Here is an 18,722-nt window from a genome sequence, read left to right on the forward strand (position 1 = left end):
AAGTTTCAGGGAGAATCGACTTTATTACAATAAGAAAAAAGCACTATCTTTGACGAAATTGACGATATTTTTTGCACTTTTTGAAATTATTTCAATTTTTCGCAATATTTCGACAGCGACTTTTTCCATGTTAAATCCTGGGGGCCACGAAAAAAGGCCGTAAACCCGATGGAAGGACTGGGTCTTACGGCCTTAAATATTTATGGTGAAAAATAGAACAGGTCCTGCTTTGCTTATAAAATATACTGGCTTAAATCACGATCTTTGGCGATATCCCCCAGCTTCTCTCGTACATATTCGGGAGTAATCGTCATTTTTTCCAAAGTTAATTCAGGCGCTTCAAACGAAAGATCCTCAAGCAGCTTCTCCAGAATCGTATGGAGTCTTCTCGCACCGATGTTCTCCGTATTGGCGTTCACGCTGGCCGCAATGGCGGCGATCTCGCGAATCGCTTCCGAAGAAAACTCAATTTCAATGTCTTCGGTCCGCAAAAGCTCCGTATATTGCTTGGTCAAGGCGTTCTGAGGCTCCGTCAAAATCGAGACAAAATCATCCAGCGACAAGCTGCTGAGCTCGACCCGGATCGGAAAACGCCCCTGCAACTCGGGAATCAGATCCGACGGTTTCGCTATATGGAAGGCGCCGGCCGCGATAAAGAGAATATAGTCCGTTTTGACCGGTCCATATTTGGTCATCACCGTCGATCCTTCGACGATAGGCAAAATATCGCGCTGAACCCCTTCCCGGGACACATCCGGACCGGAACCTTGGCCCCGGCTGGCGACTTTATCGATCTCGTCGATGAAGATAATCCCGGTTTGCTCCGCACGCTCTACCGCCTCTTGAACCAGGTCATCATGATCGATCAGCTTCGACGCCTCTTCCTGGGTCAGGACCTTTCTCGCTTCTTTGATGGACAATTTTCTGCGCTTCGTGCGGCGCGGCAGCAGGTTTCCGAACATCTCCTGCATATTCATCCCCATCTGGTCGTTCCCTTGGCCGGCAAACATATCCATCATGGTTGGAGCATTATCCTCCACCTCGATCTCCACGATGTCGTTCTCCAACTGTCCGGCAAGCAGCTTAAAGCGGACCTGGCGGCGGCGTTCCGCCAGATCGCCGTCCTCCTCGGACTTCTCCTGGCTGGCTCCGCTCGTCTCCCCGGCATTCTGGTTACCGAACAACATCTCAAACGGATTGCGGCTGTTCTTGGACTTGTTGGGGGACGGCACGAGAATGTGCACAAGCCGTTCATTGGCTAGCTCCTCAGCCTTATCCTTCACCTTCTCCGTCCGCTCCAGCTTGACGGTGCGAATGGCGGTCTCCACCAGATCGCGCACCATCGACTCCACATCCCGGCCTACATAACCGACCTCCGTGAATTTCGTGGCTTCCACTTTGATAAACGGGGCCCCCACCAGTTTGGCAAGGCGCCGGGCTATTTCCGTTTTCCCCACGCCGGTGGGACCGATCATAAGGATGTTCTTCGGTACGATCTCATCCTGGACGTCTTCGCTAAGCAAACTCCGGCGGTAGCGGTTTCGCAAAGCTACCGCAACCGATTTCTTCGCCTGCTTTTGCCCCACGATATACTTATCCAATTCGGCGACAATTTGTCTGGGCGTTAAATTGGCGTTAGGCATAAGTTCGTTCCCCCGATCACAATTCTTCAACGATAATGTTGCTGTTGGTGTACACGCAAATTTCCGACGCGACCTGAAGCGCTTCACGCACGATGTCCTTGGCTTCCAGCTGACCGGCATGGCGTTTTAAAGCACGGGCTGCCGATAGGGCGAAGTTTCCGCCCGAACCGATGGCGAGCACATCGTCATCCGGCTCGATGATTTCTCCGCCCCCCGAAATAAGCAGCATGCCGGAGTGGTCCATCACGATCATCAGCGCCTCAAGCTTGCGTAAGACCCGGTCCTGACGCCAATCTTTCGCCAGTTCCACCGCCGCCCGCTGCAAATTCCCGTGATGCTCCTCCAGCTTCCCTTCAAACTTCTCAAACAAGGTGATGGCATCGGCCACCGAACCCGCAAAGCCGGCCAGAACCTGGCCTCTGTACAAACGGCGAACCTTCTTGGCCGTTTGCTTCATGACGACGCTCTCGCCGAAGGTCACCTGGCCATCTCCGGCGATCGCCCCTTTGCCGTTATGCCGAACCGCGCAAATCGTGGTCGCATGAAAACTAGGAACCATAGCTACCGCTTCCTTTCATCACTCAATTCCACTTGCATATAACCTGAATCCCTTTATCATCCTATGCCTCAAACCGGCCCTATAGCCCCGTGCGCTCCATGAAAGCGCGCAGACTGTCGAGCGCGCGGCGAGCCAGCGCTTCGTTCTTCTCCGCCTTTTTGCGGTGTCGGGTATCCAGTTTCGGGAACAGCCCGAAATTCGCATTCATCGGCTGAAAATGCTTGAAGTCCGCGGTGGTAATATACCTGGCCATACTTCCGAGCGTCGTATCTTCAGGGAAGACGATCCCTTCCCGCCCGGCATACGCCTGAGCCGCGTTGATCCCCGCGATGAGACCCGAAGCGGCGGATTCCACATATCCCTCCACCCCGGTCATTTGCCCGGCAAAAAAGAGCGTAGGACGCTCCTTCAACTGGTAGGTCGGCTGCAGCAGTTTAGGCGAATTGATAAACGTGTTGCGGTGCATGACCCCGTAACGGACAAATTCCGCATTTTCAAGACCGGGGATCATCGAGAAGACCCGCTTTTGCTCCCCCCATTTTAAATGCGTCTGGAAGCCCACCAGGTTGTAGAGTGTGCCGGCCGCATTGTCTTGACGCAGCTGCACGACCGCATGCGGAAGCTTGCCCGTATGCGGGTTCACAAGCCCGACCGGCTTCATCGGACCGAACAAGGCGGTCTGTTTGCCGCGGCGCATCATGATTTCGATCGGCATGCAGCCTTCAAAATAAACTTCTTTTTCAAACTCTTTCAGTTGGGTGACCTCAGCGGTAATCAACGCCTCATAAAAAGCATCGAACTCCTCTTCCGTCATCGGGCAGTTCAAATAAGCGGCCTCTCCCTTGTCATAGCGGGAGGCCAGATAAACCTTGCTCATATCGATGGAATCCTTCTCCACAATCGGAGCGGCCGCGTCATAGAAATAAAAATAGTCCTCGCCGGTCAAACTCCGGATCTGCTCCGACAAGGCCGGGGAGGTCAACGGGCCGGTGGCGATGATGACGATACCGTCCCGCGGGATCTCCCGGATTTCTTCATTCACGACCTCGATCAAAGGGTGATCATGAAGCGTGCGCGTAATCTCGCCGGAGAAACCGTCCCGGTCGACGGCCAAGGCGCCTCCCGCCGGCACGGCATTCCGGTCCGCGGATCCGAGAACAAGCGAGTTCAACATGCGCATTTCTTCTTTCAAAACGCCGACCGCATTGGTCAGACCGTTCGCCCGAAGCGAGTTGCTGCATACGAGTTCCGCAAATTTATCCGTATGGTGGGCCGGCGTTTTGACAACCGGCCGCATTTCATATAACGTTACGGGCACGCCGCGGCTCGCAAGCTGCCAAGCGGCTTCACTGCCGGCCAGGCCCGCCCCGATCACGGTAACCCTATTTTTCTCTGTCACTTTAGAATTCCCCCGCATCTCTGGCTGTTTCGCAAATTTCAATTCCATCTCATTTGAATTATTCCGCCGCCGCTTCGTCCTCCTGCTCCTCGATCGCCTCTGTGTAATCGCAAGCCGTGCATTGCAGCTTGCCTCCCTGCTTGTTGCGCTTGATCACTAGCAGAGAATCACACTTCGGACAAGGCTTCGGCGACGGGCGATCCCAAGATACGAAGTCGCATTCCGGATATCTGTCGCAGCCGTAGAACACGCGTCCTTTTTTGCTGCGGCGTTCGACGACATGCCCTTCTTTACATTTCGGACAGGTGACCCCGATGTCCTTGACGATCGGCTTCGTATTCCGGCAGTCCGGGAACCCGGAGCAGGCCAAAAATTTGCCGAAACGGCCCAGTTTATATACAAGCGGCTTTCCGCATTTTTCGCAGATTTCATCGGAAACCTCATCTTCGATTTCGATTTCCTTCATTTCTTCTTCCGCGACTTCCAGCCGCTTCTCAAAGGTCTCGTAAAATTCGCCAAGGACTCTTACCCAATCCTCCGAACCTTCCTCAACGTGGTCAAGGTCGCCCTCCATATGGGCGGTAAATTCAACGTCCAAAATCTCCGGGAAAAACTGCTCCATCTGTTCGATGACGAGCTCTCCGAGTTCGGTAGGCACAAATTTCTTCTCTTCGATCGCCACGTAACCGCGTTTCTGAATGGTTTCCAGCGTTGGAGCATACGTACTCGGGCGGCCGATGCCAAGTTCCTCCAGCGTTTTCACAAGCCGGGCCTCCGTGTACCTAGGGGGCGGCTGAGTAAAATGCTGCTTGGGTTCGATTTCTTCCACGCCAAGCTTATCCCCGCTGTGCAGAGGCGGCAGGAACTTGTCGTCTTCGGTGGCTCCGTCGTCGTTCCCTTCCACATAGACCTTCATGAATCCTGGAAAGCGGATTTTGGAACCGACGGCCCGGAAGGTCGCGTCGCCTGCGGCAATGTCCACGGACATCGTATCCAGAATCGCGGACGCCATTTGGCTGGCCATAAAGCGTTCCCAGATCAGTTTATACAGCCGGTACTGGTCGCGGCTGGTAAACGCCTTGACCGATTCGGGATCCCGCATAGCGGAAGTCGGGCGAATCGCTTCATGGGCATCCTGGGCTCCGGCCGCTTTTTTGGAGTACTGCCGGGGCGATTCCGGCACGAAATCCCCGCCGAATTTGCCGACGATATATTCCTTCGCCTCGTCCTGGGCTGTGGTGGAAATCCGCGTCGAGTCCGTACGCATATAGGTGATCAGACCCACGGTCCCCTCTTTGCCCAAATCGACGCCCTCGTACAACTGCTGGGCCACGGACATCGTCTTAGCCGCACGGAAGTTTAACTTCCGCGCCGCTTCCTGCTGCAGAGAACTGGTCGTGAAAGGAGCCGCGGGGTGACGCAGCCGTTCCTTTTCCTTCACATCGGCGACCCGGAATTCCGCTTTCTCGATCGACTTCAGAATTTCCTTCACCTGATCCTCGTTGCCGAGCTCCAGCTTTTCTCCCTTATATTGATGGAACTTGGCCTCAAACGGGGTTTGGCCCGTTTTGAGTTTGGCCGTAATGCTCCAATATTCCTCCGGTACAAAAGCCGAGATTTCATTCTCGCGGTCGAGGATGATTTTGACGGCAACCGATTGAACGCGGCCGGCCGACAAGCCTTTCTTTACTTTTTTCCACAAAAGCGGGCTGATCTTGTAGCCGACCAAACGGTCCAAGATTCGCCGCGCTTGCTGGGCGTTGACCAGGTCCATATTTATTTTGCGCGGGGTTTTAAACGCATCCTTAACGGCTTCCTTGGTAATTTCGTTAAAGACGACGCGGCAGTTTTCCGTCTGGTCCACGTCCAGAACATGGGCCAAATGCCAGGCGATCGCTTCTCCTTCGCGATCCGGGTCAGCCGCCAGATAAATTTTCTTCACCTTTTTACTAGCGTCCTTTAGTTCCTTTAATACCGAACCTTTCCCACGGATTGTAATATACTTTGGACTGAAATCGTTCTCGACCTCAACCCCGATCTGACTTTTGGGCAAATCGCGAACATGCCCCATTGAAGCCTTCACGATGTATTTGCTTCCCAAATATTTGCCAATCGTTTTCGCCTTGGCCGGCGACTCGACGATGACGAGAGAATCCGCCACAGGTTCATCCTCCTCTCATACAGCTCACTACTGATTTTCTCGATATTTAGAATTCTTGATATATAGCCTTATTATGAGAAACCACTCACCGAAGAATGGACTATATAATCCTATAAACAGAACCCGGCAGTTGAACTACCGCTTTTTTCATGATTAAAGATAACAGAACTGAATGTAAATGTCCAAAATCCCACCCGGACCGTGCCAGCAGTTCCTCGAATGAAGCGTCCCCCTGCTCCAACATATGGTATATGGCCTGCTCGTCAGTTGTCAACTCGGCTCCCGGCGCCGCCGCTTCGGGACACACACCGGCCCTCGGCAGGAGCGACGCGTATTCTTCCAAAATATCCCCGGGCTCCGTCACCAGCTTCGCCCCCTGCTTCAGAAGGCCCAATGTCCCCCGGCTCTTTGGGGACGTGATGGGGCCGGGTACGGCAAACACGTCGCGGCTCTCCTCCAGCGCCTGGTCCGCGGTGATCAGCGAACCGCTGCGGGAATCGGCTTCCACGACGACCGTTCCCCGCGTTATTCCCGCGATGATCCGGTTGCGCTGCGGAAACAGCCCGGGATGCCCCGGCGTGCCCGAGGGGTACTCGGACACCAGCAGCCCCCGCTCCGCGATTTGTCTGTACATCGCGGCATGTTCTCGCGGATAAGCCACGTCGATCGCCGTTCCCAGCACCGCGACGGTCGATCCGTCCGCCCGCAGCGCGGCTTCGTGGCAGACGCCGTCGATGCCGCGGGCCAGTCCGCTGACGACCGTGATCCCCGAGCCGCATAAAGTCTCCGCGAGCCAGGCAGCCACTTTGCGGCCGTAAGCGGTCGGCACCCGGGTTCCGACCAAAGCGACGGATAATCGGTTCAGGAGCTCCCGGTTGCCGATGGTATACAACACCCACGGTGGTTTTCCCGTTTCCTTCATTAATATAGGATATGACTCATCCAAAATCGTGACCGGTTCAATGCCCTTCCGTCGCATCACTTCCGCTCGCTCTTCGATCCAGCCGGGCGTGAACCGCTCCGTCACACGAAGGGCCAATTCGGGTTCAAGCCCCCTTGCCGTCCAATCGCCCGGTTCGAAATCCAGGGCATGCACCCAATCCTCATCTTTCGACAAAATCCCCGCTATTCTCTTCCACCCCAAACCCGGGCATTCATGGAGTCCGATCAGGACCCAACGCTTATTCATCCTTTCCGACCTCTTTCTCCGTTATAATCAAACAAAAAAAGCAACCTTCCATCCCTTAGGGAACAGAAGGTTGCTTACCTCTGTTTTGATTATAGCAGAACTTTCCTAGTGTGTCGTGCAGGTATTCAAGATCCCGCGCTCTTCGAGCACACTCACCAGCGTCGCTCCCATTTCGGAAGGCGTCGGCGCCACGCGGATGCCGCATTCCTCCAGCTTGGCGATTTTCTCGCTGGCCGTCCCTTTGCCCCCGGAAATGATCGCGCCGGCATGACCCATACGTTTCCCCGGAGGCGCCGTAACTCCGCCGATAAAGCCGACGACCGGCTTCTTCATGTTGTCGCGGATCCATTCGGCCGCTTCTTCCTCCGCCGTACCGCCGATTTCCCCGATCATAATGACCGCATAGGTGTTCTCGTCCTCGTTGAATCTCTTTAAAATATCGATGAATTCCGAGCCCTTGACGGGGTCGCCGCCGATTCCCACCGCCGAGGACTGACCGATGCCGCGGGTCGTCAATTGATGCACGGCCTCATACGTGAGCGTACCGCTGCGCGATACGACACCGACGTGGCCAGGCAAGTGAATGTATCCCGGCATGATGCCGATTTTGCATTCGCCCGGGGTAATGACGCCCGGACAATTCGGCCCGATCAGAACCGTTTTTTTGCCTTCCATATATCTCTTGACTTTGACCATGTCCAGCACCGGAATGCCTTCCGTGATGCAGATGACCAGATCCATCTCCGCTTCAACCGCCTCCAGAATCGAATCCGCGGCAGCCGCGGGAGGTACGTAAATGACACTGGCGGTAGCCCCGGTAGCTTCCTTAGCTTCGCGGACCGTATTAAACACCGGAAGGCTGACGGTTTCGCCGTTCTCCAAAGAGATGTCCACCGTTGTCCCGCCTTTGCCGGGCGAAGTTCCCCCGACCATTTGCGTCCCGTAATCCAGCGCCCCTTTGGCATGGAAAAGGGCGGTTTTCCCCGTAATTCCCTGGGTGATGACTTTTGTATGTTTATCGACCAAAATACTCATGCTTCGAGCCTCCCGTTCATGGATATGGTGATGAGATCAAGATACGAGCGAAACGATTTTTTGCGCGCCGTCCGCCATCGAATCCGCGGACACGATCGCAAGTCCGGATTCGGCCAAAATCGATTTCCCCTTCTCCACATTCGTGCCTTCCAAACGAACCACGAGCGGACGATCCAGCCCGACCTGCTTCGCCGCCTCCACGATGCCCGAGGCGATGACGTCGCATCTCATAATACCGCCGAAAATATTAACGAAAATCCCCTTCACCTTAGAGTCGGAGAGGATGATTTTGAACGCTTCCGTCACTTTCTCGGCCGTCGCACCGCCGCCTACGTCCAGGAAGTTGGCCGGGTCCCCGCCGTAGGTTTTAATGATGTCCATCGTGGCCATCGCCAAGCCGGCACCGTTCACCATACAACCGATATTCCCGTCCAATGCGATGTAGCTGAGATCATACTTGGAAGCTTCGATTTCCTTCTCGTCTTCTTCTTCCAAATCGCGCAGGGCCAAAATATCCGGATGCCGGAACAGCGCGTTGGAATCAAAGTTCAGCTTGGCGTCGAGCGCCATGACATCCCCGTCCCCTGTAACGACAAGGGGGTTGATCTCCGCGATAGAGCAGTCCTTATCGACAAACGCGCGATAAAGCGCCAGCATAAATTGGGAAGCCTTATTCACCAATTCCTTCGGAATGTTGATGGCAAAGGCCAGTCTCCGGGCCTGGTAGGCCTGCAGTCCTATCGCCGGATCGATTACCTCTTTGAATATTTTTTCAGGCGTCTTCGCCGCCACTTCTTCAATTTCCGTACCGCCTTCTTCGGAAGCCATCATCACGACCCGCCCGGTCGCCCGGTCCACTACGACACCGACATAATATTCCTTCTTGATATCGCAGCCCTGCTCAATCAGCAAACGCTTGACTTCCTTCCCTTCCGGTCCCGTTTGATGGGTAACCAGCACCTTCCCCAGAATCTCCTGGGCATAAGCGCGAACTTCATCCAGGTTCTTCGCAACCTTGACACCACCGGCCTTCCCGCGGCCGCCGGCATGGATTTGCGCCTTGACGACAACCACCGGGCTGCCCAGCGCTTTCGCCGCCTCTACGGCTTCTTCCACCGTAAATGCCACTTGACCTTTGGGGACGGCGACCCCGTACTGCTTAAGGACTTCTTTTCCTTGATATTCATGGATATTCATGCTTGGAATCCTCCTATCAACAGGCGGTTTTAATGGTAGTCAAACAATAGTAAAACCCAAATTATTGTACCATGTTTTTAAAACGCTTTCCTTAAAAAGTTCATGATTTATACACAACTTTTTTATATCATAATAATCTCATTTTGAGATGAATTTAATGGGTTTGCACACCGGTTTACCGCTATGTTAGCGTTTTAGCTATGCTAAATTTCGATGGAAACCGCGTTTTTTCTTTGTTTTCGTCAAAAGGAACGAAATCATGAATTGTGCTGTCTATACTTGCTTTTTTGCGTAGATATCAAAATCAAACCCGCATGAAAGAGAAAGGCTCTCGCAATCCCCTCGATAAATTGGTAGTATTGAAATTAGTCCCGTTCCCTGTGAAAGGAGCTGAGCTTATGTTTATCGCCATTGTACTCATGCTGGCCGGTATCGCGATCATCGCTTATGGTTTTTTCGTCAGAAACAAGCCTTCTTTCGGTTGGAGGTTCAACGAAGGGTGGAAAATCAAGGGCGATTCGGAACCGAGCGAATCTTATTTGGAGTCTATGAAATTTTCCGGGTTTGTAGCGGTGATCCTTGGCACCTTCCTTTTGCTGGGCGGTCTTCTAAGCTTATGGTCGGCCTTGGCGTCATAACCCATCCCAACGCGGGGAAAGTTGTTATCTGCTCGAATGCAGATTTCCATCCAATGAAATATTGGATCGGTTCTTAACGGAGTTAAGTCATTGGGTCGGCTATAAATTGTCGATTGTATTAATAGATAGACAACTTGACTTTTTCCGCGGAAACTTCTAAGATACGGACATAAGAATATGGAAAATATGGAAGCACCTTTTTTCCCAAATCCGGCCTAGACGGCTTTGAACGGGAGAGAGGTGTTTTTTTATGTATGGAAAACTCTACAGCGCCTGTCTTTACGGGATTGACGGCGTTTTGATCGAAGTCGAAGTGGATTTGGCCAGCGGGATCCCGCAGACCCAGGTGGTGGGCTTGCCCGATTCCGCGGTCAGGGAAGCGGTCGACCGTGTCCGGGCGGCGATCAAAAACTGCGGCTTCGCCTTTCCGCTGCAGCGGGTGACCATCAATTTGGCCCCGGCGGATTTGCGCAAGGAAGGCACGGCCTTCGATCTGGCGATCGCGCTCGCGCTCTTATCCGCTAGCGGCCAGGTCACCCTTCCGGCGAGCGGAAATCTCCTGATCATCGGTGAATTGGCTCTCGATGGAGCGCTGCGCGGGGTCCCGGGAATTCTGCCGATGGTGGATTTGGCCCGCAAGCACGGGTTCCAGGCTGTCCTGGTTCCCAGCGTCAGCGTCCCCGAAGCGCTGCTGCTCGACGGAATCACCGTCTTCGGCATCGGCCATCTCCGTGAACTGGTACCGGCCCACCAAAGGGACCAAAATCGTACGGAACCGGTCGTTCTCCACTCCTTGGACCATTTGATGCAAACAAGAGACCGTGTGCCTGGCGGCGGTCCCTCCCAACAGCCGGATATCCCGTTCGAGGACTATCTGGACGTCCTGGGGCAGCGGCCGATCAAACGGGCCCTGACCATTGCCGCGGCCGGAATGCACAACATTGTCCTCATCGGCCCGCCCGGTACCGGTAAAACGATGCTGATCCGCCGCCTCCCCGGCATATTGCCGCCTCTTACCCCCGACGAGTCATTGGAGGTAACCAAAATTTACAGTTCTGCCGGCAAGCTGAAGCAGCAGGACGGCTTGATAACCCGGCGGCCGTTTCGTTCGCCGCATCATACGATCTCCGGCGGGGGCCTGATCGGCGGCGGAAGCATCCCCAAGCCGGGAGAGGTCAGCCTCGCGCACAGAGGCGTCTTGTTTTTGGACGAGCTCCCGGAGTTTTCCCGCAATGTCCTGGAAGTGCTCAGGCAGCCGCTCGAAGAACGGGTCGTTACGATCAGCCGTTCGCGGGCGGCGTTCACCTTCCCGGCTCATTTTTTGCTCGCCGGTTCTTTAAATCCTTGCCCGTGCGGCTGGTTCGGCTCGGAGTTCCCGCAACCGTCGTGCACCTGTTCGCCTTTTCGCATCGCCCAATATCGCGAGAGGATCTCCGGCCCCCTGCTGGACAGGGTCGATATGCAAGTGGAAGTCCCCCGCCCCCAGCGTCGGCAGGAGGATACGAAGCCGCTATCCACGAAGGAAATGCGCGAGCAGGTGCGTCGGGCCGAACAGATCCAACTTCGGCGCTACCAAGGCTTGAAGATTTCCAGGAACAGCGAATTATCCGGCAGCCTGCTGCGACAATATGCCCAGATGAGCCAAGGAGCAGCCCGGCTGTTGGACGCCTCCTTTGAGGCATTGGGACTCAGTATGCGCGCCTATGACCGGATCGTGAAGCTGTCGCGCACGATTGCCGATCTGGAGGGACGGGAGGATATCCGGGAAGAACAGGTTGCCGAAGCGATTCAATATCGCCAGCTTGATCGAAGGCAGCCGGATGTGTCCGGCTAATAAGCCAAACCAGAACCGCCTTTTTTAACGGGCGATATTGCGAATTTAGGCTTTCCGACTGGGGAAAGCGCCTTACCCACTCCCTCTCCACGAACGTATAATGTGCATACAACCATTACTTAAAGAGAGGATAAATCAGATGATTGAACTGGCCTTGGCCTTTCAGGATAAGGATGGGCAATACGCTGAGCATGCAGGTGTCGTTCTAGCATCGATTTTCTATAACACCAAATCCCCTGTGAACGTCCATATTTTGCACGATGAAACGCTGAGTGAAGATAACCGGCAGAAACTTTTTGATTTGGCGACGGGTTTTAACCACACGATCCAGTTTTATCCGGTAATCCTCCCCGAAGATCTGCGTCAGCTCATGGAGAGTGTGGCCTCGGTCAATGTTTGGACTCCTGCCTCCCTGTATCGACTGCTGATTCCGGCGATCGTGCCGGTCGACAAAATCATCTATCTCGATTGCGACGTTCTGGTGAACATGGATATTGAAGAACTGTGGCAAACCGAGTTAAATGAGGCTTATTTGGGCGCCGTATGGGACCAGAATATTATGAATGTAACGCATACGATCAGTTCCATGGGATTAAATCCGGATCTCTATTTTAACTCCGGGGTAATATTATTCGGGCTAAACAATATCCGCCAGAACCCTGGCTGGTATGAAGAAACGCTGAATTTTTTCCGCAACTTTCCGAATACCTCCATGCCTGATCAGGATGCCTTAAATGCGGTTTATGGGGGGAACTACCTCCCGCTCGACCTGCGTTTCAACTTTTTTAACATGGCGGCCGCTGACCATGACTACACGAATAAAATCGTCCACTTTGCCGGCACCGATAAATGTTGGGACCGCACTTCCCCGGGATGGGAACTGTACCTGAACTACCTTAACCTGACGCCCTGGAGCAAACAAGCACCCCGTTACTCCGCGGCCCCCGCTATCGGGAGAGGGATGAGGGGACGGACGCGCATCAAACGCAGAAAGCGGAGAACGGCCGGAGGAAATTTCCGATCCAAACGAAGCAGAATGACCCGCAGCGGTTTATCCTACTCGAAGCCGGTCACATCGGCGGGCAGGGGCGGAACGATCGTTCGCAGAAAAAAGAGAGGATCGCGGCGGCCGCTCTCTATGCCAGCAAAATCAAGCGGGGGGACGGCTTCGCTTTCCAGGGGGCTAAAACCGCGCGGCGCCATAAAGTAGAAAAAGAAGTACAGAACCGTCACGGTTTTGTACTTCTTCTTTTGTTTAACTTCGTTTTATTTTTACGACCCGTTTCAAAAGGCCGCCTGAATATGTTCCAGGGTGAATTCGTCCCCGTAGCCAAACGTGACGGCGATGACATCAAATCGAATGATCGCGGCGGAATTGCCGGTTTGTTGAAAATAGACCGCGGCCGTATCGCGAACCTGCTTGATTTTGCGAGCCGTCATAGATTCCGCCGGCGTACCGAAGGCCGAATTGCGGCTTTTTCGGCTGCGTACCTCCACGACGACGAGCACGCCATCCCTTTTGGCCACGAGGTCCAGTTCCCCGCTGCGGCAGCGCCAGTTCCGATGCAGAATTTCGTAGCCTTGCTCGACCAGATAATCGGCCGCCAACTGCTCGGCCCGCCGCCCTCGGACCACACGCTCATCACGAGCCGAAGAACTGCCGTCCCCCGATAAAGAGGCGTAACGTTTATTCAAGGTCCATCCCTCTTTCCGCAAGCTTGTCCGAGCGGTAAATAAAACTGAGGATCTCGGCGACCAAGGTATACAGCTCCGGAGGGATTTGCCGGTCCAGATCGATTTTGGACAACACCTCGACCAACGCGGCGTCCTCCTGAACCGGGATTTCGTTCTCCCGGGCCAGGTCCAATATTTTCTCCGCCAGCAGCCCGCTGCCTTTGGCCGCAACGACCGGAGCATCGTGCTTCTGCGGATCATATTTCAAGGCGACGGCTTTCTTCAAGGAAAGCGCACGCTGTTCGTCCTTCCCGCTCATACGCGATAATCCACCCCTTTATAGGGACTGGGGGCGTAGGACAAGGAAGGCGCCAACTCGTGCCCCGGCTTTTCTCCCGTTTCCCCCGGCGGGATTAAAGGCTCGGCTTTTAATGACAACAGGCGGTATCCCGCGGCATCCAGCGCGGCTTCGATCTCCGGTTGTCTGGATTCCAGGAAGGCGCCGGCGATGTCCCGTTCGCTGTAAATTTTGAGCAGCACTTTTTTATCCGCAACTTGCACATCCACCATCAGCTGTCCCAACGCTTTCATCTGCAAGTCGAACCACAGCCGGCAGTTATCCGCGTCCAGCTCGCCTTTTCTTCCCCGTCGCGATTCGATGTGTACCGCGGCGGTCTGCTCTCCGTCGGGTCCGATAAACGGCAGAAACATCGTCACCTGGGCGAAGGGAGCCGTGCGGTCCGTCGTCAACAGCAGCTGCTGACCGGTCAACTGCTGAACGACTTGCCGGGCGGCCTCCTGAAGCGGGGCCGGCAGGTCGTCGGCGGCGGCGACTTGAAGCAGGAGGCTCTTCAAGGTGTCGCGGGCATGGGCCGCCGCGGAATCGGCCGCCTCCTGCGAAGCCGGGCCCGGCAGCACCGCCGGCCCGGCCGGGTGCGTCGGCGCCGCTTCCTGCGGGCCTGCCCCGGCGGCGCCGGCCGGAACGGCCGCGCCAGCCTGGCCCGGCTGCCCGGGCGCCGCCTGCGGCACGCCGCCGGGCACAGCGCCCCCGGGCGACGGCGCGTGCGCTCCCGCGCCGCCGCCCGGGGCGGCCTGCGCCGCCGTGCCTCCGGCAGGCGGCGGCGCGGCGCTGTGCGCGGGCTCGCCAGAGGCGCCCGCGCGCAGCACCTGCTGCTCGTGCTCCGCACCGAGCAGCTTCAGCACGCGCCCCACCCACGGCTCCGCGTGGGGGGTGGGGCGCTGCTGCGGCGAAGGCCCTGCGGGCCCTTCGCCGGCAGCGGCAGGGGCGCCCGCCAGCGGCTGTCCGCTGGCGGTGCCGGTCCCGGCCGTCCCCGCAGCGGACGGGGACGCGCTCCCCGCGGCCGTGCCTTCCAGCAGCACGGCCGCTTTTACATCGGAGAGCACGGTCAGCAGCTTCTGCAGAAGCTGCGGCGAAAGCCCGCTCTCCGGCTTAGCCTGAGCCCCCTGGCCCATAGTGGCGGGGGGCTCAGGCGAGTCGGCGGCCTGCGCAGCCATGCCGCCGCCGACCGGCCGTAAGGCCCCGTCCGAAGGCGCGGCCTTCCCTTGCGGTGCCACCTCTTGCGAAGCGGTTGGCACAACGGCTCTTCCGGCCCCCTCGTTCGGGGCCGTCCCGGCGGGCATTCCGCCTTTTCCGCTCCATGCCGTCCCTGCGGCATCTCTATTCGCAGGCAAACCGGCTTCCGCCGAAGCGTCTTGCCTGAGCCACTGCCCGAGCTGCTCCTCCAAAGTGGATAAAAGCGTATGCAGCGGCGGACCGAACACGGCCTGATGCAGGCCTCTAACCGTTTCGCCCGTGAGAGGAAGGCCTCGGTTCATGGCGATCCCCACCGCATGAACCCACTCCGCCATCGGAGCTCCGGCCGGTTTCTGGCTGGCCAGCGCCAGCAATTTCGCCGCGTTTTCCTTGGTCAAAGGAATTCCGTTCGTCTGCATCAATTGCAAAAGATCCCGATTCTCGGGGGTGTCCTGCATCCCCATCGCTTCGAGCGCGCTCGCCAGCGAGGCGGCTGACATCGTGCCTCCAGGTGAAGTCTGAATCGGCTTAAGCATGAGCAGTCCTTCATCGGACGGCGGCTGTACCTGCAGTAATGTCGTCTGCCCTTCTTTCAGCGGGGTTTCCAGCGCGGCATGCAGTTTAACCCCTTGTACCTGGATCACCGCCTCCTGGCCGTCCTCCGATACGCTTAGCACCGTGCCCCGAACGACCTGACCGGCTTTTAGATCCAGGGTTTTCGGTGTGCCGGGCCGACTCTCCCCGATCATCCCGCGCAGTAAAGGTCCAATATTCATATGATTCCACTCCCGTCCGCCCAAGTTGTATAAAAAATGTCTTGCGATGAAGGAAAACCCGCCCTTGCGGGGCGGGCTTATCAAAATAAGGTTTGTTCTTCCACAAATAAGTTCCGCATAAAGCTTTTGCGATGCATAGGCGTTGGGCCGAGAGCCAGAATCTGCTCCCTGTGAAACTTCGTGGCATACCCTTTATGTACCGCAATCCCGTATTCGGGATAAAGCGCATCCCAGGTGCCCTGACATAGACGGTCCCGCGTCACCTTCGCCACGATGGAAGCCGCCGCGATCGATTGGCTCGTGGCGTCTCCTTTAATCACCGATAACTGTGGGATCGGCGAATCGATTTTCTCGGCATCGATAAGAAGATAATCCGGAGTTACCGCCAAACGCTCTACCGCCTGCTTCATGGCCAGACGCGTAGCCTGTTTAATATTTATTTGATCTATTGTCTCGGAATCCGCATAGCCGATTCCTACCGCGACCGCCTGTTCCATAATAAGATCATACAGCATGTCCCTTTTTTTCGGACTCAACCTCTTGGAATCATTGACATCCTCCAGGACTAAACCTTGCGGCAAAATGACCGCCGCCGCCACCACATCGCCGAACAGACAGCCTCGTCCGACTTCGTCAATACCGGCGATATTGCGGTATGACTGCCAGTATTCTTTTTCGTAAATTAAAAGATCGCTCATAGTGCCTCCTTCATGACGCAACCCTTACAAGCTTACTCCTCTGGGTTGTGAAGTTCAAGTTCTTCCGAGTTCCGGCCGACTTGTCTGGTTATGCATGGACATGACTGAAGACATTTCAACGCATTACCTTTATTATCGGCACGTGCTATCTATTTTGAGAGTAGATGCCTAAAATTTACCTTACCTATATTAGACATCAACTCTTTAACAACAAAAAAAGCACGAATCCCAAAGGATTGCGTGCTTTGTATAAGAATCCCATAACGTTCGTTTACGTCAATAGGGGGCTTCCAGGCTGTATCTGCCCAGTTTTCCCGCCCGAAGCTCACGAAGAAAGATTCCCGAAGCCTTCTCCAAATCCACCCGGCCGCCGCTGACGATACAGCCGCGTTTCCGCCCGATCTCTTCCATGACGGTCACGATTTCGTCGGGGTTCTCGGTATCCTGCGGCTGCTCTTTCAGGTCAAAACGTTCCCTGAGCGGGTCCCAGTAGTACTTTGCCAAATATTTGACTCCGAAAAAAGCGATGTCCTCGACATTCAAAATTTCCTCACGGATCGCCCCGGTCAAGGCCAGCCGGTAACCTACATTCTGATCCTCAAACTTGGGCCAGAGAATACCCGGTGTATCCAGGAGTTCCATCTCCGTTCCTACCTTAATCCACTGTTGGGCTTTGGTCACCCCGGGACGATCGCCCGTCGCGGCGATGCTCCGTCCCGCCAGGCGGTTGATCAGCGTCGACTTGCCGACATTCGGAATCCCCACGATCAGCGCCCGAACGGCACGCGGATTTATTCCTTTGGCCAATTGACGCTCGATTTTGTCCCTGAGCAGTTCCTTCGCCTTTACCGGAATTTCCTTCACGCCCTGCCCGCTCGTGGCGTCCACTTGAACGGCCGTATGGCCTTCTTCCTTAAAGTAATCGATCCACTGCCGAGTAATCGACGGATCGGCCAAATCCGCCTTATTCAAAACAATGAGGCGCGGCTTACCTTGTAAAATCTCATCGATCATCGGATTTCTGCTGGATAACGGAAGCCGGGCGTCGATGAGTTCGATCACCACGTCGATCAGCTTCAGCTTCTCCTGGATCTGGCGGCGGGCCTTGGTCATATGTCCGGGAAACCATTGAATTGTCATGCTCTTTCACCTCTAGCTCCCGATTAGCCAGGCCAACCGGATGTCGTTTAATGATGCTTGATGAACTGGATATCCTTCAAAGGCCAGAATACGAGATCCGCGCGGCCGATAATGTCGCCGTACGGTACGAACCCGATTCGCCGGCTATCCGTACTGTTGGAGCGATTATCGCCAAGCACAAAGATGTGTCCCTCCGGCACGACGCCTTCCGGAACGAAGTCATTGGGGAAATTCGCTTCCGTATTATAGAGTTGATTATTGCTATGTTTTTCATTCAGAATACCTTGAATATAGGGTTCTTCAATCGCCTTACCGTTGACGGTAACCGTATCCCCTTCCACTTTCACCGTGTCTCCGGGTACGCCGATCACCCGTTTGATAAAATCACGCCCCTCGGAAGGAACATGGAATACGACGACTTCACCGTGCTTGGGCGCACGGATATCGTAAATAATTTTGTTCACGATGATCCTCTCGCCGGTGTGGAAGTTAGGCTGCATCGACGGACCGTCCACAATAAAGGGGGCAAAGAAAAGCCAGCGAATCAGGAGAACCAGTACGACAGCGATGACAATAGCTTTCAGCCATTCCATCGCCTCGCTTTTTTCCTTTTTGGGCGGATCTTGCGGGGTTTCCGACGAGACCGGTTGCTCGGATTGAACTTGATGCTCCATAGTTCCTGACCTCTCTTCGTCAAATATGTAAGGAAAGCCTGTTTATAAGAAGATGCCTCAGCTCCGCTGAAATCATACCAAAATTTCCTTCATAAAAAAAGTAAAGGGGCTTGATGAATCCAAGCCCCCTGATCGTTAACGAATTAACGACGTACTTCTTTAATTCTCGCTGCTTTACCGCGAAGTTCACGAAGATAGTACAGCTTCGCACGACGCACTTTACCACGGCGAGCCACTTCGATCTTATCGATTTTCGGGGAATGAAGCGGGAAAGTTCTTTCCACGCCTACACCGTTCGAAATTTTACGAACTGTAAAAGTTTCGCTGATTCCGCCGCCACGACGCTTAATAACAACACCTTCAAACAACTGGATACGTTCACGAGTTCCCTCAATAACCTTTACGAACACTTTTAAAGTGTCACCAGGACGAAAGCTCGGAATATCTTTGCGAAGTTGTTCTTGCGTAATCGCTTGTACGATATTCATCTAGGACTCCCTCCTTCCACTCAGGTGTTCATGCCTCTTCCGGAGAACCCCTTGTTCTCCCTCATCATCCGCAGAGGACCACC

The 18,722-nt window shown here is 55.1% G+C and carries 17 protein-coding genes; 3 read left to right on the forward strand and 14 right to left on the reverse strand.

The window, feature by feature from the left end; genetic code table 11:
- Nucleotides 1-233: 233 nt before the first annotated feature.
- The 7 genes from hslU to sucC form a co-directional block, all read right to left on the reverse strand.
- Nucleotides 234-1,643: an ATP-dependent protease ATPase subunit HslU gene (hslU, locus tag LBW89_RS14470; protein ID WP_148449860.1), complete on the reverse strand. Its 1,410-nt coding sequence runs from the start codon at nt 1,641-1,643 to the stop codon at nt 234-236.
- Nucleotides 1,644-1,659: 16 nt separating this feature from the next.
- A complete protein-coding gene (gene hslV, locus LBW89_RS14475) occupies nt 1,660-2,202 on the reverse strand; it encodes an ATP-dependent protease subunit HslV (protein ID WP_148449862.1) in 543 nt (180 codons plus the stop codon).
- Nucleotides 2,203-2,281: 79 nt separating this feature from the next.
- Nucleotides 2,282-3,601, reverse strand: coding sequence for a methylenetetrahydrofolate--tRNA-(uracil(54)-C(5))-methyltransferase (FADH(2)-oxidizing) TrmFO (gene trmFO, locus LBW89_RS14480; RefSeq protein WP_148449864.1), 1,320 nt, complete (start codon nt 3,599-3,601; stop codon nt 2,282-2,284).
- Between the two features lie 58 nt (nt 3,602-3,659).
- Nucleotides 3,660-5,762, reverse strand: a complete 2,103-nt coding sequence (gene topA / locus LBW89_RS14485) for a type I DNA topoisomerase (RefSeq protein WP_225039416.1) — start codon at nt 5,760-5,762, stop codon at nt 3,660-3,662.
- 100 nt (nt 5,763-5,862) lie between these two features.
- Nucleotides 5,863-6,951, reverse strand: coding sequence for a DNA-processing protein DprA (gene dprA, locus LBW89_RS14490; protein WP_225039417.1), 1,089 nt, complete (start codon nt 6,949-6,951; stop codon nt 5,863-5,865).
- Between the two features lie 105 nt (nt 6,952-7,056).
- The gene (gene sucD, locus LBW89_RS14495; protein WP_148449869.1) at nt 7,057-7,986 is read right to left on the reverse strand and encodes a succinate--CoA ligase subunit alpha; all 930 of its coding nucleotides are present in this window, start codon (nt 7,984-7,986) and stop codon (nt 7,057-7,059) included.
- A gap of 36 nt (nt 7,987-8,022) precedes the next feature.
- The gene (gene sucC, locus LBW89_RS14500) at nt 8,023-9,183 is read right to left on the reverse strand and encodes an ADP-forming succinate--CoA ligase subunit beta (protein WP_148449871.1); all 1,161 of its coding nucleotides are present in this window, start codon (nt 9,181-9,183) and stop codon (nt 8,023-8,025) included.
- A gap of 398 nt (nt 9,184-9,581) precedes the next feature.
- Here sucC and LBW89_RS14505 point away from each other — a divergent pair, with 398 nt between their 5' ends.
- The 3 genes from LBW89_RS14505 to LBW89_RS14520 all read left to right on the forward strand — a co-directional run bounded on the left by LBW89_RS14505 (nt 9,582) and on the right by LBW89_RS14520 (nt 12,865).
- Complete coding sequence (locus LBW89_RS14505) at nt 9,582-9,821, forward strand: DUF6199 family natural product biosynthesis protein (protein WP_225039418.1); 240 nt, start codon at nt 9,582-9,584, stop codon at nt 9,819-9,821.
- Between the two features lie 250 nt (nt 9,822-10,071).
- Nucleotides 10,072-11,655 carry a YifB family Mg chelatase-like AAA ATPase gene (locus LBW89_RS14515; RefSeq protein WP_225039419.1) on the forward strand — a complete coding sequence of 528 codons (1,584 nt, stop codon included), beginning with the start codon at nt 10,072-10,074 and terminating at the stop codon, nt 11,653-11,655.
- Nucleotides 11,656-11,794: 139 nt separating this feature from the next.
- Nucleotides 11,795-12,865, forward strand: coding sequence for a glycosyltransferase family 8 protein (locus tag LBW89_RS14520; RefSeq protein ID WP_225039420.1), 1,071 nt, complete (start codon nt 11,795-11,797; stop codon nt 12,863-12,865).
- 74 nt (nt 12,866-12,939) lie between these two features.
- Here the strand turns inward: LBW89_RS14520 and LBW89_RS14525 are convergent, their stop codons facing one another.
- The 7 genes from LBW89_RS14525 to rplS form a co-directional block, all read right to left on the reverse strand.
- Entirely contained in the window at nt 12,940-13,350 is a 411-nt protein-coding gene (locus tag LBW89_RS14525; RefSeq protein ID WP_148449877.1) for a YraN family protein, read from the reverse strand.
- On the reverse strand, nt 13,343-13,648 hold the full coding sequence (locus LBW89_RS14530) for an EscU/YscU/HrcU family type III secretion system export apparatus switch protein (RefSeq protein WP_148449879.1): 306 nt from the start codon (nt 13,646-13,648) through the stop codon (nt 13,343-13,345). Before LBW89_RS14530 ends, LBW89_RS14525 begins: the two co-directional genes overlap by 8 nt.
- Nucleotides 13,645-15,639, reverse strand: coding sequence for a flagellar hook-length control protein FliK (locus LBW89_RS14535; protein WP_225039421.1), 1,995 nt, complete (start codon nt 15,637-15,639; stop codon nt 13,645-13,647). Before LBW89_RS14535 ends, LBW89_RS14530 begins: the two co-directional genes overlap by 4 nt.
- Before the next feature lie 80 nt (nt 15,640-15,719).
- Nucleotides 15,720-16,337, reverse strand: coding sequence for a ribonuclease HII (locus LBW89_RS14540; RefSeq protein ID WP_148449883.1), 618 nt, complete (start codon nt 16,335-16,337; stop codon nt 15,720-15,722).
- Nucleotides 16,338-16,613: 276 nt separating this feature from the next.
- Nucleotides 16,614-17,477, reverse strand: coding sequence for a ribosome biogenesis GTPase YlqF (ylqF, locus tag LBW89_RS14545; RefSeq protein WP_148449885.1), 864 nt, complete (start codon nt 17,475-17,477; stop codon nt 16,614-16,616).
- Between the two features lie 47 nt (nt 17,478-17,524).
- Nucleotides 17,525-18,151, reverse strand: a complete 627-nt coding sequence (gene lepB, locus LBW89_RS14550; protein ID WP_148449886.1) for a signal peptidase I — start codon at nt 18,149-18,151, stop codon at nt 17,525-17,527.
- A gap of 143 nt (nt 18,152-18,294) precedes the next feature.
- Nucleotides 18,295-18,639, reverse strand: coding sequence for a 50S ribosomal protein L19 (rplS, locus tag LBW89_RS14555; protein WP_114495903.1), 345 nt, complete (start codon nt 18,637-18,639; stop codon nt 18,295-18,297).
- Nucleotides 18,640-18,722 lie beyond the last annotated feature (83 nt).

The sequence above is a fragment of the Paenibacillus sp. alder61 genome (assembly GCF_020179875.1).
Lineage (GTDB): Bacteria > Bacillota > Bacilli > Paenibacillales > Paenibacillaceae > Fontibacillus > Fontibacillus faecis.